The organism is Rhodococcus sp. D-6, assembly GCF_040256695.1.
Classification (GTDB): domain Bacteria; phylum Actinomycetota; class Actinomycetes; order Mycobacteriales; family Mycobacteriaceae; genus Rhodococcus; species Rhodococcus pyridinivorans.
The window spans coordinates 3,126,122-3,138,620 of record NZ_CP132970.1; the positions used below are offsets into that span (position 1 = coordinate 3,126,122).

Sequence of the window (12,499 nt, forward strand, 5' to 3'; positions counted from 1 at the left end):
TGCCGATGGTCCGGTTACCGGCCGGTAGCTACCGGATCCGGTGATCGGCCGTGTATCGGCGCACCGCGAGCGGGACCGTCACGACGAGCAGCACGACGCACCAGCCGAACGCCGACCACACCGGATGGTGCAGCGGCCACGCCACATCCGCGGGTACCGGCGCGGACGCCGAGAGCAGCTCACGCAGCGCACCCACGACGGCACTGACGGGATTCCACTCCGCGATCTGCCGGACCACCACCGGCATCGTGTCGGTGGGCACGAAGATGTTCGAGAACATGATCGCGCCGAAGATCATCGGTGCGCACTGCTGCAGGACCTGCTCGTCCCGGATCGAGACGCCGAGCCACACACCTGCCCACGAGAATGCGAACCGGAACAACAGCAGCACCACCGCGGCGAGGGCGATCTCCCCGGCGCCCGCTTCGATCCGCCAGCCGACGAGATATCCGATGCCGACCATCGGCGCCAGCGTGACCGCACACGTCAGGGTCTCGGCGAAGGCGAGTCCGGCGGGCGCGGCCACCGGGGAGGTGGGCAGGGTCCGGAAGCGATCCGACAGTCCGCTGCGCATGTCGGCGTTCGCGGTGGCGGCGGTGGTCGCGAGGCCCATGGCCGCCACGAGGACGAGCACACCCGGCATCAGGTATGCGCGGTAGGCGGCGCCCTCGCCACCGGACAGGGCGCCGGCGAAGACGAATCCGAAGAGCAGCATCATGCCCAGCGGTGCGGCGAGGGTGACGAACAGCTGGGCCGGCGAGTGCCGGTAGGTCAGCAGGACGCGATGCAGCAACGTCCGGGTGCCGGTGAGGGCAGAACTGCCGTGGCCGGACTCGTGGATGGTGGTCATGCGGACTCCTCGATTCGCTCGCGTCCGGTCAGGGTCAGGAATGCCTCGTCGAGACCGACGCGGCGACGGCCGATGTCGTCGACGGGGACACCCGCGTCGTCGAGGGCGCGCAGCACGGGCAGCAGCGGCACCGAGTGGGCGTCGGTCGTGAAGGACAGCCGGACCGAGCCGTTCTCGACCGGCACCTGGATGCCGTTGTGGCGCAGGCCGAATGCGCCGATGACGGCGACGGCCTCGTCGATGTGGGCCCGCGTGAAGCGCTGCATCGGCTTCGTCGGCCAGTACCACGCGGTGGATCTACGACTGACCGGTGTCGAGAACCTGGGTCGCGTCGTGCACCACATCGAAGCCGCGTACGCGGGCACGTCCGGCCGTGGGCCGCAGCAGGGTGGCGAGCATCCGGACGATGGTGGTCTTCCCCGATCCGTTCGGACCGAGGAGCGCATGGACGCGCCCCGGCGGGACGCGCAGGTGGACGTCGTCGACGACGATGCGATCGCCGAGCGCCCGGGTGAGGCCTTCCGCCTCGAGTGCCATCTCGGTCACGATCCACCTCTCAATTGGGAACACCGTTCGCAGTTCGAGGGTACGCATCTGCGAACATCGTTCGCAACTCGTTCGAGGGGGCATGCTGTCCTGCATGACGGTCTCCGACTCGATCTGGCTGCGGTCCGACACCGGGCGCCCCGGCCCGCGACCGGCCTACACGCTCGACCAGCTCGCAGACGCGTGCGTGCGGATCGCCGACGAGGACGGCATCCGCGCCCTGTCCATGCGCAGGCTCGCCGACGCCCTCGGCACCGCCCCCGCGTCGCTCTACCGCTACGTCTCCGGCAAGACCGATCTCGTGGATCTCATGGTCGACCGGGCCGGAGCCGAATACCGCTTCGCTCCGCTGACCGGTGACGTGCGCGCCGACGTACTCGACGTCGCCGAACAGTCCCGCGCAATCCACCGCCGGCATCCCTGGCTGAGCCAGGTCACGGCATCGACGCTCGGCCCGAACTCGATGCGGTATCTCGACCACCTCGTCGGCGCCCTCGCCCCCGCCGGACTCGACCCGACCGCGACGATGACCGGAGTCGCCCTCCTGTCGGGGTGGGTCACCAACTTCGCCGCGCAGGAGGCCGCCGGGATGTCTGCAGGGGCGGCCGGCGGCGGAGCCGCGCACATCGCCGCGATGCTTGAGCACGGCGACTACCCGCATCTCACCACCCTGATGACCGGCGCGTCCGCCGGAGGATCCGCAGGTGATGTCGCAGATGCGGACAGCCGCAGCGGTGCGGACGACGGATCCGATGCGAACGACCGTGCGTTCCGCGCCGGCATCGACGCGCTCCTGTTCGGCATCGCGCCGACCCGCTGACATCGCCTGCCGGCTCCCTGCAAGCGCCGGAGTGATGATCACGGACCGAGCGCGCGGAGACATTCTTGGCGACCACTTGGTGCGCGACGATCTCCGGCGCCCGCTCGGCACCAAGCCGGTTCCAAGTCCGGCCGCGCACGCTACCGACATGACTTCCGCATCCCTCACCCCGCGCCTCACCACCGACGACGACCTGCTCGGAATGCGGCTCGCGCACCGCGTGATCCTCCGCGACGTCACCCGGCTCCGCGAACTGGCGGACCGGATCCTCGCAGATCCGTCGAGCTTCGACAGGGCCCGCTACGCGGCGACCGCCGACTATGTCGGACTGTTCGTCGCGAGTCTCTACCACCATCACAACGTGGAGGACCTCGCACTCTGGCCGCTGATCACCGCGTCGGCCGGACCCCACGTCGACTTCACCGAACTCACCGACGACCACGACGAACTCGACCCGCTCCTCGACGAACTCGGCGAATTCACCCGCGGGCTCCCCGACCCCGCGGCAGTGGCCGGCTTCGCACGCACCCTCCGCACGCTGAGTGAGCACCTCCACGAGCACATCGCGGACGAGGAGCGAACGGTCTTCCCGCTCATCACCGGGCACGTCTCCGCCGACGCGTGGCAGCGGTTCGAGAAGGACGCCCAGCGCGGTGGCCGGGCCGACTTCGACCTCACCCGCTTCTTCGCCGTGATGACCGAGGACGAGACCGAGCGGGTCCGCCGCGAACTGCCCCTTCCGGTGCGACTGATGGTCGCGGTCTTCTCCCGTCGGCAACGACGCCGCGAGCGTGCGGTGTTCGGCTGACCCTGCTGTTCGGCTGACCCTGCTGTTCGGCTAACCCAGGATCCCGCGGTCGTAGGCGACTGCGACCGCGGCCGCCCTGTCCTTCACCTCGAGCTTCGCGAAGACGTGGGTCAGGTGGGTCTTCACGGTCGCCTCGCTGATGAACAGCTCCTGGGCGATGGCCCGGTTCGAGGTGCCCTTCGCGACGAGCGCCAGCACCTCACGCTCCCGGGCGCTGAGCGCCTGCGGGGCGGTGGGTGTCCGCATGTGGTTCATCAACCGCGACGCGACCACCGGCGACAAGACGGTCCGTCCCTCCGCCGCGGCCCGCACCCCGGCGAACAGGTCGTCCCGCAGAGCGTCCTTGAGCAGGTAGCCGGTCGCGCCGGCCTCGATCGCAGGCACGGTGTCGGCGTCCGTGTCGTAGGTCGTCAGCACCAGGACGCGACTGCGCGCACCTCGCGCGACGAGTTCGGTGATCGCCTGCACTCCCCCGCCTCCCGGCATCCGCAGGTCCATGAGCACCACGTCGGGGTCGAGTTCGAGCGTGAGGGTCACGGCCTCCGGACCGGAGGCAGCCTCTCCGACCACGTCGAATTCCGGGGATGCGGCGAACATTCCGCGCAGGCCGTCCCGCACGACGGGGTGGTCGTCGACGATCAGCACGGTGATCTCGTCCGCGTCGGTCACGACATCCTCCCGGCCCTGATCAGCGGCACCCGCACCGAGACCGCGGTCCCCACACCCGGTTCGGACTCGACGTCCACGACGCCGGCGATCCGGTCGGCACGGGACTGCATGCCCCGCAACCCGAATCCGTCGCCCGGTGTCGCGCACGGATCGAAACCGCATCCGTCGTCCCGGATGTCCACACTCACTTCGTCGTCCATATAGGACACCGTGACACCGGCACGGTGTGCGGAGGAATGCTTGGCGACGTTCGCGAGGGCCTCCTGGGTGATGCGGAACAACGTCACGCCGATGTCGTCGTGCAACGGTTCGGTGGTGCCCGTGACCGTGAGATCGACCCGGATCCCGTGTTCGGCCGACCATCTCTCCACCTCGTGGGCCAGCGCGTCGTCGAGCGTGCGGTGCTCGAGTGCCTCGGGAGCGAGATTGCGCACCGAGCGGCGGGCATCGCCGAGGCTGCGTCGCGCAAGGTCCGTGGCCCTCTCGACGTGGCGCCGCGCCGCCTCCGGATCGGCGGTGTCCTGTGCCGCCTGCAACTGCGTGACGATCCCGGCCAGGCCCTGGGCGAGGGTGTCGTGGATCTCCGCGGCGAGCCGGCGGCGCTCGTCGTCGATCCCCGCTTCCCGGGCATGCACCAGCAGCTGCGCGTGCAGGGCCTGGTTCTCGGACAGCGCGTTCTCGAGTCGGACGTTGGTGCGTTCGAGTTCGGTGATCGCAGCGAGCCGTTCGAGACTTCGCTGCTCGTCGCGTTCGGCGAGCCTCATCATCAGCATGGAAATCGAGGCGTTGAGCACGACGAGGAGCCCGAACGCGATCCACATCGTCGTGTCGTCCGGCGGCAGACCACCCGCCTGCGAACCCGCCACCGTCACGGCGGTGACGATCAGCCCGAACCGGATCCAGCGGTCCGGCAGCATCGCGTGGGCATCGAAGTAGCCGGAGGCCGCATAGATCGCGAAGAACGGGTTGAGCCAGCTCAGGACGAACGCCAGGGCGGACCGGAGCAGGTAGTAGACCGCGTCGCCCTCCGGCACCGACCGGCGGCGGCGACCGCGCCACAGTTCCAGACCCACCGCCACCGCGGTGAGCACCGCTGCCGTGTACCGCTCGGCGGGACTCATCAACAACGTCGCGGTGCCGACGGACAGGACGGTGCCGGTCGCGAGCATCCCCACCGGCGCCCATCTGTAGGTCCGAAGCCACGGATCGTCGGTGGTCGTCGGTGCCCTCATGGCTTCCAGGATGACGGTCGACGCCGTCACTGCCAACGGAACCACCGGATCGCCACGCCGGTCAGGACGACGGTCCAACCCACCACGACCGCGATGCCACCGAGATTCGGCAGGTCGCCCGCGGCGGTCTCGTCGAGCAGTTGCGCTGCGGCACCGAAGGGTGTCAGCTCCACGTTCCGTCGCAGCAGCTCGGGCATCGCCTGCACCGGCAGCCATACGCCCGCACTGAACATCAACGGGAAGAACACGATCGTGCCCAGCGTCTGAGCGATCCGCACGGACGGTGCCACCGCAGCCAGTGTCCCTCCCGCGCTCAGTGCCGCAGCGAGAGTGACGAGTACCGCGAGTGCGTATCCCCACGGCTGGGCGGGGAAGGCGACTCCGAAGGCCGCCCGACCGACGATCAGTGCGAGGAAGACCGACGCCAGGACCGCGATCGCGTGCACCACGATCTGTGCGGTCAGCAGGTGGGACGGACTCGCCGGGGTCACGGCGAGCCTGCGGAGGATTCCCCGTTCTCGGTACGACGACAACACCGCGGGCATCGTCTGGACACCGGCCACGATCATCGCGAGGAGGATCGCCACGGGGACGTACAGATCGATCACCCGCAGACCACCGAGGTCCGGATCCGGTTTCCGGAAACCGGGAATCAGGCCGAGGATCACGAGCAACAGCGTGGGGAAGACGAGGATCCAGAAGAGCGCCCCGGGTTCCCGCGTGAACAGTCGTGCCTCGGTACGCAGAACGGCGGTCGATGCGGACATCGTCGGGGTGCTCGTCGTCGACGTCTCGACGAGCCTGGTGCGGACGGTCGGGTCGGTCATGACGTGCTCCTGGTGTCGGTGAGATCGAGGTAGGCGTCGTCGAGGGTCGCTTCGGCGATGCGGAGGCGTTCGGCCGTGACGCCGAGGCGTGCCAACAGGCCGAGTACCGCGTGGATCGACTCCTCACTGCCTTCGACGGCCACCCGTTCCCGGGCGGTGTGCACGGAGACGACGCCGGGCTGGGCTTCGAGGAGCGCGGGGTCGAGCGGACCGGACGGGTGGAACGAGACCACGATCGCTGCGGACGACTGCCCGATCAGCTGGGCCGGCGTCCCCAGCGCACGGATGCGCCCGGAATCGAAGACCGCGACACGGTCGCAGAGGCGTTGTGCCTCTTCCATGAAATGTGTGACGAGCAGGACGGTGACGCCGGAATCACGCACCTCCTCGATCAGTTCCCAGGTGTCACGGCGCCCACGCGGGTCGAGTCCGGTGGTGAGTTCGTCGAGGACGACGACGCGCGGTGAACCGATGAGTGCCAGTGCGATGAACAACCGCTGTTTCTGGCCCCCGGACAGTTTCGTGAACCGGGTGTCGAGCATGCGGCCGAGCCCGAGGCGTTCGGCGAGCACATCGCCGTCCGCGGGTCGGGCGTAGAAGGCCGCGTACAACCGGAGGGCCTCGCGCACGGTCAATTTCGGCTGCAGCTCACTCTGCTGCAACTGCGTGCCGAGCAGTTCGGTGACGGCCCGGTGGTCGCGGACCGGGTCGAGGCCGGCGACGCGGACGGTGCCCTCATCGGGTTTTCGCAGACCCGAGATGTGTTCGACGGAGGTCGTCTTCCCGGCCCCGTTCGGACCGAGGACCCCGAAAATCTCACCTTCGTGGATCTCGAAGCTCACGCCGTCCACGACGGCGCGACCTCCGTACGACTTGTGCAGATTGTTCACTTCGACGATCGGCATGCATCGAGCGTCGCGCGGAGCACCGGTCCCGCACATCGTCCGTCCGTCTCGATCGGATGTCCCCCGATCGGATGATGGCGAGGGTCATCCGGTTCGGGCATGATGTCGCCGTGCGTGTTCCCCGTCGAGATCAACCCGCGCGGCGCGAGGCCGCTCGGGTGTTCGAACCGGGAGAACCCACATGGAATACAACGCAATGATCGAAATCGACGCCGACCTCGATCTCCTGACCGACGACGAGACCGTCGACCTCATCGAACCGATCGTCCCGCACCACGGGGCGGTGGGCCGCAGCGACGACGGTCGCGCCCAGCTCGTCATCACCGTCGACGCCGTCGACGCGATCCACGCCCTGCGGTTCGTGCGCGACCTGACGCAGGACTCGTACTCGTCCTACCGCGTGAACGCGGTGGATGTATTGCCCACCAGCGCGTTCGACGCGATCTACGGTTTCGGCGACTACTTTGCCTGATACGGGAGCGCGGTGGGGATCCGCGCTGCGCGGAACCTCACTTGCGGCGCCCGAACCTGCGCATGCCGAGCAGGTAGCGCGGGATCGACCGGAACGGGACCCGCACCGGCCAGTCGTCGGGACGGAAGTACGCCTCGGTGCCGCCGTCGACCACCACGACGCTGCCCGTCATGAAGTCCGCCGCCGGGGACAGCATGAATTCGACCCACTGCGCGATCTCGTCGGGCTTCCCGAAGCCCCCGAGCGGAACGGGGAAGCTCTCCACCACCTTCCCGAGGGGGCTCTCGAGTTGCGCGTCGAGCAGCGGGGTGGAGATCGCTCCGGGCGCGAGGATGTTGAGGCGGATGCCGGCACCCGCCCACTCGGGGGTGACCGCGGCGCGTCGCGCCCATCGGGTCACGGCGATCTTCGACGCCGCATAGGTGAACGGCGGGCCCGCCTGCGAGATGCGGGTGGTGCGCGCGACGCCCTTGTCCATGTCGCCGGCGAGGAAGGCCTTCACCGCCGAGTTCGGCACGCCGGGAGTCGTGGTCGTCGAATTGGATCCGAACACCACGACCTTGCTGTTCGCGGAGGCGGCCAGAGCTGCTCGCCATCCGACAAGCAGGTCGATCACGCCGCGCACGTTGACCTGCGCGATGATCTCCTCCTTGCCGGGGGTGGGGCCCAGGCCCGCGGCGAGCACGGCACCGTCGAGACGGCTGCCCGCCAGCTCGAGCGTGGCCCGGACGGCGTGGGAACGACCCTCCGGAGTGGATAGGTCCGCCGTGACCTCGGTGTCCTTCAGGTCGATGCCGATCACCGTGTGCCCGGCGGCCCGCAGCCGCTCCGCGCTCGCCCGGCCCATTCCCGAGGCGGCACCCGTCACCGCATAAGCCGCCATGTGCCCCTCCATCGTTGGATTCGGGGCACGTTACAGCGAGGCGACCGCCTCGTGCAGCAGGGCGACGTACCGAGCGAGACCTGCCGCGTCGAGGACATCCGGGGAGGTCGTCACCGACAGGGTCACGGTGTCGCCGATCCCGTGCACGCCGTGGGTGAGCGCCTGCACGGGCGACAGGCCCGGGAAGCCCGAGGTGAACCGCACCCGCCCGCCACCGAGTTCCAGGTCGGCCGGACCTCGGTAGACGCTCGACACGACGGTGTTGCCCGTGACGGTGGGTGGGACGACGGACAGGTCGAGTCGGTCGGTACCGAACCGCAGCAACGGTGCGGGGACGTGGTCGTCGGTGCGGACCCGGATCGCCATGGCGGGGTGCCGCGCACGGATCCGTTGCAACGCCAGGTCGGCGGCGATCGCCGCGGCACGTTCGTGCGGTTCGCGGAGCGCGCAGTGCAGGTCGACGCCGACGTTGCGGTAGCTGTTGCGGGCCGTGCCCGGCGCCACCGCGACCGGCACCTCGGCGGACAGTTCGTCGACGCCGAGGAACTGCGACAGGGCGGCGCCGATGGCCGTGAGCGCGCCGATGGTGACCGTGCCGACGCTGCGCAGGGCGGCGGAGTCGAACACGAGTGTGCGGACCGTCCGCCGCGGCCCAGGTGCGGTGTTCACAGCGACCAGCGGCCTCCCCGGGGTGGGTGGCGGCACCGAGGGGTCGGCGAGCTGTCGCGCCGCATCCACCGACCGCCGCCCGTCGGCGATCACCCGTGGAATCGAGAACGGCAGCCGCAGGACGGCACGCGTAAGCATCCCGGCGGGCGAGAGGGCGCGCGGCGGTGTCGTGGGTGTCGCGGTGCCCGCCAGCAGATCGCGGGCGAGCGCGGAGGTGCGCACCCCGTCGGCGAAGGCGTGCGACATCTGCAGGACGACCACGAGGGCGGGACCGTTCCCGCGCGGAGCACCCGTGACATGTGGGAAGACGTGCAGTCGCCACGGCGAGACGGTGACGTCGACGCGGGTCGCGACGAGCCCGGACAGCGCGACGAGCATCTGTTCGTAGCTGCCGGATTCGTGGACGACGAACCGGTCTTCTGCTGGGGTGTGCGCTGCCCAGTAGGGATAGTCGAGACCCGCGGGTACCTCGACCATCCGTACCTGCAGCTCCCCCATCACCGCCGCCCGCGACCGCAGTTCGTCGAGCACGTCGGCGACCGGAGTCGCGGGGGCGTCGAAACAGTAGAGGGCGAACAGGTCGCCCGGGATGCGGTCGCCGAGCCATTCCCGGCGCGCGTCCGACGGATGCATCTGCACGAGGTCACAGTCTGCCTGCCGCCGGAGGCACGTGCGGGGCGGGTATGAATGGATCATGAGCGACGACACGACCGATCCGTACCTATGGCTCGAGGACGTCACCGGCGAGGAACAACTCGACTGGGTGCGTGCCCGGAACGACCGAACGGTCGAGGAGTACACCCGCACCGAGAGCTTCACCGACCTCGAATCCCGCATCCGCGAGATCCTCGACACCGACGCCCGCATCCCCTATGCGCGTCGGCGGGGCGAGTACCTCTACAACTACTGGCGGGACGCCGAGCACGTACGCGGCCTGTGGCGTCGCACGACGATGGAGCAGTACCTGCGCGACGAACCCGAATGGGACGTCCTCGTCGACCTCGACGCCGTCGCCGAGAAAGAGGGCGAGAACTGGGTGTGGTCGGGTGCCCAGGTGCTGCGGCCCGATCAGACCCGCGCGCTCATCAGCTTGTCGCGCGGTGGTGCCGACGCGAGTGTGATCCGCGAGTTCGATCTCGTCGAGCGACGATTCGTCTCGGGCCCGGACAGTTTCGAACTACCCGAGGCGAAGACGGACATCGGGTGGATCGACTCCGACACCGTCTATGTGGGAAGCGATTTCGGCGACGGGTCGCTCACCGACTCGGGTTATCCGCGACTCGCGAAGCGTTGGCGGCGCGGCACTCCGATCGATGAGGCCGAGACGGTCTTCGAAGGTGAGCGCACCGATGTCGCTGTCTCCGCCTGGTACGACAACACTCCCGGATACGAGCGCAGCTTCGTCGACCGCGCGATCGACTTCTACCGGGCGCAGCGTTTCGAACTCACCGCGGACGGCGAGCTCGTCGAACTGGATGTTCCCGACGACGCGCGGGTGAGCGTGTACCGCGACCACCTGCTCGTGCGCACCCGCTCCGAATGGCTCGGCCATCCCGCCGGCACGCTGCTCGCCGCGAACTATCCGGCCTTCCTCGCCGGCTCGCGTGAGGTGACGGTGCTGTTCGCCCCGGACGAGCACACCTCGCTCGAGCAGTACGCGTGGACGCAGAATCACCTGCTCGTCGTCACACTGCGCGACGTGCAGACCCGCGTGCGGGTGCTCACACCGGGTGAGGACGGTTGGTCGGACGAGGAACTGCCCGACGTCCCCGATGCCACGTCGACTTCGATCATCGACGTCGATCCGCTCAACAGCGACGACTTCTTCCTCAACTCCAGCGGTTTCACGATCCCTGCGACCCTGCTGTCGGGGACGGTCGGCGGCCCGGTGGAGGCGATCAAGCAGGCCCTGTCGTTCTTCGACGCCGAGGGCATCACCGTCGAGCAGTTCTTCGCGACGTCCGACGACGGCACGCAGGTGCCCTACTTCGTGGTCGGCAGCAACACCGGAACCCCGTCGCCCACACTGCTGTACGGGTACGGCGGGTTCGAGAACTCGATGGTGCCGGCCTACAGCGGCGGCGTCGGGCGGGCGTGGCTCGAGAAGGGCTACACCTACGTCATCGCGAACATCCGCGGTGGCGGCGAGTACGGACCCAGCTGGCACACGCAGGCTCTGAAGGAAAACCGGCACAAGGTCTTCGAGGACTTCGCCGCGGTCGCGAAGGATCTCGTCGCGCGCGGGATCACGACGGCCGAGCAGCTCGGCACCCAGGGCGGCAGCAATGGCGGTCTGCTCATGGGCGTGATGCTCACCCGCTATCCCGAACTGTTCGGGGCGATCGTGTGCCAGGTGCCGCTGCTCGACATGAAGCGCTACCACCTGCTGCTCGCCGGTGCGTCGTGGATGGCCGAGTACGGCGACCCCGACAACCCCGCGGAGTGGGAGTTCCTGTCGAAGTACTCGCCGTACCAGAACACCGACCCGGATGCCGACTACCCGCCGATCCTCATCACCACGTCGACGCGCGACGACCGGGTGCATCCCGGCCATGCGCGGAAGATGGTGGCGCGGCTCGAAGAGCAGGGTCACGAGGTCCGGTACTACGAGAACATCGAGGGCGGCCACGGCGGCGCTGCCGACAACGCCCAGGCGGCGTTCAAGTCGGCGCTGACGTTCACCTTCCTGGCGGACAAGCTCGCGAACCGGTGAACTTCGGGGAGGCTGTGTGCGTTCTCGTCGAGAAAGACGCACACAACCTCCCTCATCTCGCCGGTCCGGTGGACTCGCGGACGAGGAGCTGCGTCGGGAGCACGAGTTCGTCGGCCACCGCGACCCGCTCGTAGGCCTGCCGGGCGAGCATCTCGATGGCGCGCGCCCCGGCTTCCTCGGTGCGTTCGGCGAGCGTGGTGAGCGACGGCCGGCACAGGTCGGAGCCGAAGATGTTGTCGAATCCGACCACGCTCACGTGCTCCGGGACGGACACCCCGCGTTCCCGCATCCGGCGCAGCACCCCTATGGCGAGCATGTCGTTGTGGCACACCACCGCGGTGGCACCGGCCGCCACGGCGGCGTCGGCCGCGGCGGCACCGCCACCGAGCGTCGGCGAGTAGGGGCCGAAGCGACGCACCGCGATGCCGTGAGCCTGCGCCGCGGCCTGCAGACCGGCCCAGCGCCGCGCTCCCGACCACGACTCGGGCGGACCGCCGAGGAACAGCAACGAGCGGTGCCCGAGCGACGCGAGGTGGTCGACGATCTGCCGCGTGCCCGTCTCGTAATCGGCGACAACGCAGGAGATTCCGCGGATCGCCCGGTTCACCAGGGTCACGGCGTCGAATTCGGCGACGCGCCGCAGCTCGTCGTCCGGCATACGGGCGGCCGCCAGGACGAAACCGTCGACGGCCGGCCCCAGCCGCCGGATAATGTGCGCTTCGGTGGTCGCGCTCTCCTGGGTGTCGGCGAGGACGAGGGTCCGGCCGGAGGCGACGGCGGCGCGTTCGGCCCCCTTGATCACGCCCGAGAAGAAGGGGTTCGTGATGTCGGGGACCAGCAGCGCCAGGGTGTTGGTGCGTCCCGATTCGAGGGCGCGGGCGGCGGGGTTGGGTGCGTAGCCGAGCCGGTCGGCGACCTCGAGGATGTGGTCGCGAGTGGCGGCGTTGACGCGACCGGGCTTGGTGAACGTGCGCGAGACCGTCGACGCCGCGACCCCTGCCTCGCGGGCCACATCGGTGATGGTGGCGCGTTTCCGTGAACGCGGAGAGGCCGACATACGGACAGTATGGCAAAAAAATGGCAAACGATTGTCGTGGGCTGCGCC

Annotated in this window: 14 protein-coding genes; 4 read left to right on the top strand and 10 right to left on the bottom strand. The window is 69.2% G+C overall.

Annotation, left to right across the window (positions count from 1 at the left end):
* Window positions 1-28 precede the first annotated feature (28 nt).
* The 3 genes from RBB84_RS14595 to RBB84_RS14605 are packed head-to-tail and all read right to left on the bottom strand — an operon-like array spanning window position 29 to window position 1,387.
* Window positions 29-850 carry an ABC transporter permease gene (locus RBB84_RS14595; RefSeq protein WP_033096155.1) on the bottom strand — a complete coding sequence of 274 codons (822 nt, stop codon included), beginning with the start codon at window positions 848-850 and terminating at the stop codon, window positions 29-31.
* Window positions 847-1,116, bottom strand: a complete 270-nt coding sequence (locus RBB84_RS14600) for a hypothetical protein (protein WP_231911924.1) — start codon at window positions 1,114-1,116, stop codon at window positions 847-849. The genes RBB84_RS14595 and RBB84_RS14600 overlap by 4 nt, the downstream gene beginning before the upstream one ends.
* Window positions 1,117-1,147: 31 nt before the next feature.
* Window positions 1,148-1,387: an ATP-binding cassette domain-containing protein gene (locus RBB84_RS14605; protein ID WP_231911931.1), complete on the bottom strand. Its 240-nt coding sequence runs from the start codon at window positions 1,385-1,387 to the stop codon at window positions 1,148-1,150.
* Between the two features lie 103 nt (window positions 1,388-1,490).
* On the opposite strand from RBB84_RS14605, the gene RBB84_RS14610 reads away from it, so the two are divergent.
* Together RBB84_RS14610 and RBB84_RS14615 are read left to right on the top strand one after the other, a co-directional pair.
* On the top strand, window positions 1,491-2,216 hold the full coding sequence (locus RBB84_RS14610) for a TetR/AcrR family transcriptional regulator (RefSeq protein WP_231911923.1): 726 nt from the start codon (window positions 1,491-1,493) through the stop codon (window positions 2,214-2,216).
* Between the two features lie 148 nt (window positions 2,217-2,364).
* Window positions 2,365-3,024, top strand: coding sequence for a hemerythrin domain-containing protein (locus RBB84_RS14615; protein WP_033096360.1), 660 nt, complete (start codon window positions 2,365-2,367; stop codon window positions 3,022-3,024).
* A gap of 30 nt (window positions 3,025-3,054) precedes the next feature.
* Here RBB84_RS14615 and RBB84_RS14620 read toward each other — a convergent pair whose 3' ends face one another.
* The 4 genes from RBB84_RS14620 to RBB84_RS14635 all read right to left on the bottom strand — a co-directional run bounded on the left by RBB84_RS14620 (window position 3,055) and on the right by RBB84_RS14635 (window position 6,657).
* On the bottom strand, window positions 3,055-3,621 hold the full coding sequence (locus RBB84_RS14620; protein WP_229579808.1) for a response regulator transcription factor: 567 nt from the start codon (window positions 3,619-3,621) through the stop codon (window positions 3,055-3,057).
* Window positions 3,622-3,689: 68 nt separating this feature from the next.
* Window positions 3,690-4,925 (bottom strand): sensor histidine kinase, encoded by a 1,236-nt coding sequence (locus tag RBB84_RS14625; protein WP_052039949.1) that lies wholly within the window; start codon window positions 4,923-4,925, stop codon window positions 3,690-3,692.
* Between the two features lie 26 nt (window positions 4,926-4,951).
* Entirely contained in the window at window positions 4,952-5,752 is an 801-nt protein-coding gene (locus RBB84_RS14630; protein WP_156666042.1) for an ABC transporter permease, read from the bottom strand.
* Window positions 5,749-6,657, bottom strand: coding sequence for an ABC transporter ATP-binding protein (locus RBB84_RS14635; protein WP_019291133.1), 909 nt, complete (start codon window positions 6,655-6,657; stop codon window positions 5,749-5,751). The genes RBB84_RS14630 and RBB84_RS14635 overlap by 4 nt, the downstream gene beginning before the upstream one ends.
* Before the next feature lie 181 nt (window positions 6,658-6,838).
* Here RBB84_RS14635 and RBB84_RS14640 point away from each other — a divergent pair, with 181 nt between their 5' ends.
* Window positions 6,839-7,129 (top strand): hypothetical protein, encoded by a 291-nt coding sequence (locus RBB84_RS14640; protein WP_033096157.1) that lies wholly within the window; start codon window positions 6,839-6,841, stop codon window positions 7,127-7,129.
* A gap of 37 nt (window positions 7,130-7,166) precedes the next feature.
* Here RBB84_RS14640 and RBB84_RS14645 read toward each other — a convergent pair whose 3' ends face one another.
* Both RBB84_RS14645 and RBB84_RS14650 read right to left on the bottom strand, forming a co-directional pair.
* The gene (locus RBB84_RS14645; RefSeq protein WP_033096158.1) at window positions 7,167-8,012 is read right to left on the bottom strand and encodes an SDR family oxidoreductase; all 846 of its coding nucleotides are present in this window, start codon (window positions 8,010-8,012) and stop codon (window positions 7,167-7,169) included.
* A gap of 30 nt (window positions 8,013-8,042) precedes the next feature.
* Entirely contained in the window at window positions 8,043-9,314 is a 1,272-nt protein-coding gene (locus tag RBB84_RS14650) for a wax ester/triacylglycerol synthase domain-containing protein (protein WP_230826399.1), read from the bottom strand.
* A 61-nt stretch (window positions 9,315-9,375) separates the two neighbouring features.
* On the opposite strand from RBB84_RS14650, the gene RBB84_RS14655 reads away from it, so the two are divergent.
* A complete protein-coding gene (locus tag RBB84_RS14655; RefSeq protein ID WP_033096159.1) occupies window positions 9,376-11,394 on the top strand; it encodes a prolyl oligopeptidase family serine peptidase in 2,019 nt (672 codons plus the stop codon).
* A gap of 52 nt (window positions 11,395-11,446) precedes the next feature.
* Here the strand turns inward: RBB84_RS14655 and RBB84_RS14660 are convergent, their stop codons facing one another.
* On the bottom strand, window positions 11,447-12,451 hold the full coding sequence (locus RBB84_RS14660) for a LacI family DNA-binding transcriptional regulator (protein WP_033096160.1): 1,005 nt from the start codon (window positions 12,449-12,451) through the stop codon (window positions 11,447-11,449).
* Window positions 12,452-12,499 lie beyond the last annotated feature (48 nt).

Coding starts and splice junctions, on each gene's coding strand:
- RBB84_RS14620 (WP_229579808.1), bottom strand. CDS start 3,621: ATGTTCGCCGCATCCCCGGAATTCGACGTGGTCGGAGAGGCTGCCTCC.
- RBB84_RS14635 (WP_019291133.1), bottom strand. CDS start 6,657: ATGCCGATCGTCGAAGTGAACAATCTGCACAAGTCGTACGGAGGTCGC.
- RBB84_RS14625 (WP_052039949.1), bottom strand. CDS start 4,925: ATGAGGGCACCGACGACCACCGACGATCCGTGGCTTCGGACCTACAGA.
- RBB84_RS14640 (WP_033096157.1), top strand. CDS start 6,839: ATGGAATACAACGCAATGATCGAAATCGACGCCGACCTCGATCTCCTG.
- RBB84_RS14645 (WP_033096158.1), bottom strand. CDS start 8,012: ATGGCGGCTTATGCGGTGACGGGTGCCGCCTCGGGAATGGGCCGGGCG.
- RBB84_RS14605 (WP_231911931.1), bottom strand. CDS start 1,387: ATGGCACTCGAGGCGGAAGGCCTCACCCGGGCGCTCGGCGATCGCATC.
- RBB84_RS14655 (WP_033096159.1), top strand. CDS start 9,376: ATGAGCGACGACACGACCGATCCGTACCTATGGCTCGAGGACGTCACC.
- RBB84_RS14660 (WP_033096160.1), bottom strand. CDS start 12,451: ATGTCGGCCTCTCCGCGTTCACGGAAACGCGCCACCATCACCGATGTG.
- RBB84_RS14630 (WP_156666042.1), bottom strand. CDS start 5,752: ATGACCGACCCGACCGTCCGCACCAGGCTCGTCGAGACGTCGACGACG.
- RBB84_RS14610 (WP_231911923.1), top strand. CDS start 1,491: ATGACGGTCTCCGACTCGATCTGGCTGCGGTCCGACACCGGGCGCCCC.
- RBB84_RS14595 (WP_033096155.1), bottom strand. CDS start 850: ATGACCACCATCCACGAGTCCGGCCACGGCAGTTCTGCCCTCACCGGC.
- RBB84_RS14650 (WP_230826399.1), bottom strand. CDS start 9,314: ATGCATCCGTCGGACGCGCGCCGGGAATGGCTCGGCGACCGCATCCCG.
- RBB84_RS14615 (WP_033096360.1), top strand. CDS start 2,365: ATGACTTCCGCATCCCTCACCCCGCGCCTCACCACCGACGACGACCTG.
- RBB84_RS14600 (WP_231911924.1), bottom strand. CDS start 1,116: ATGCAGCGCTTCACGCGGGCCCACATCGACGAGGCCGTCGCCGTCATC.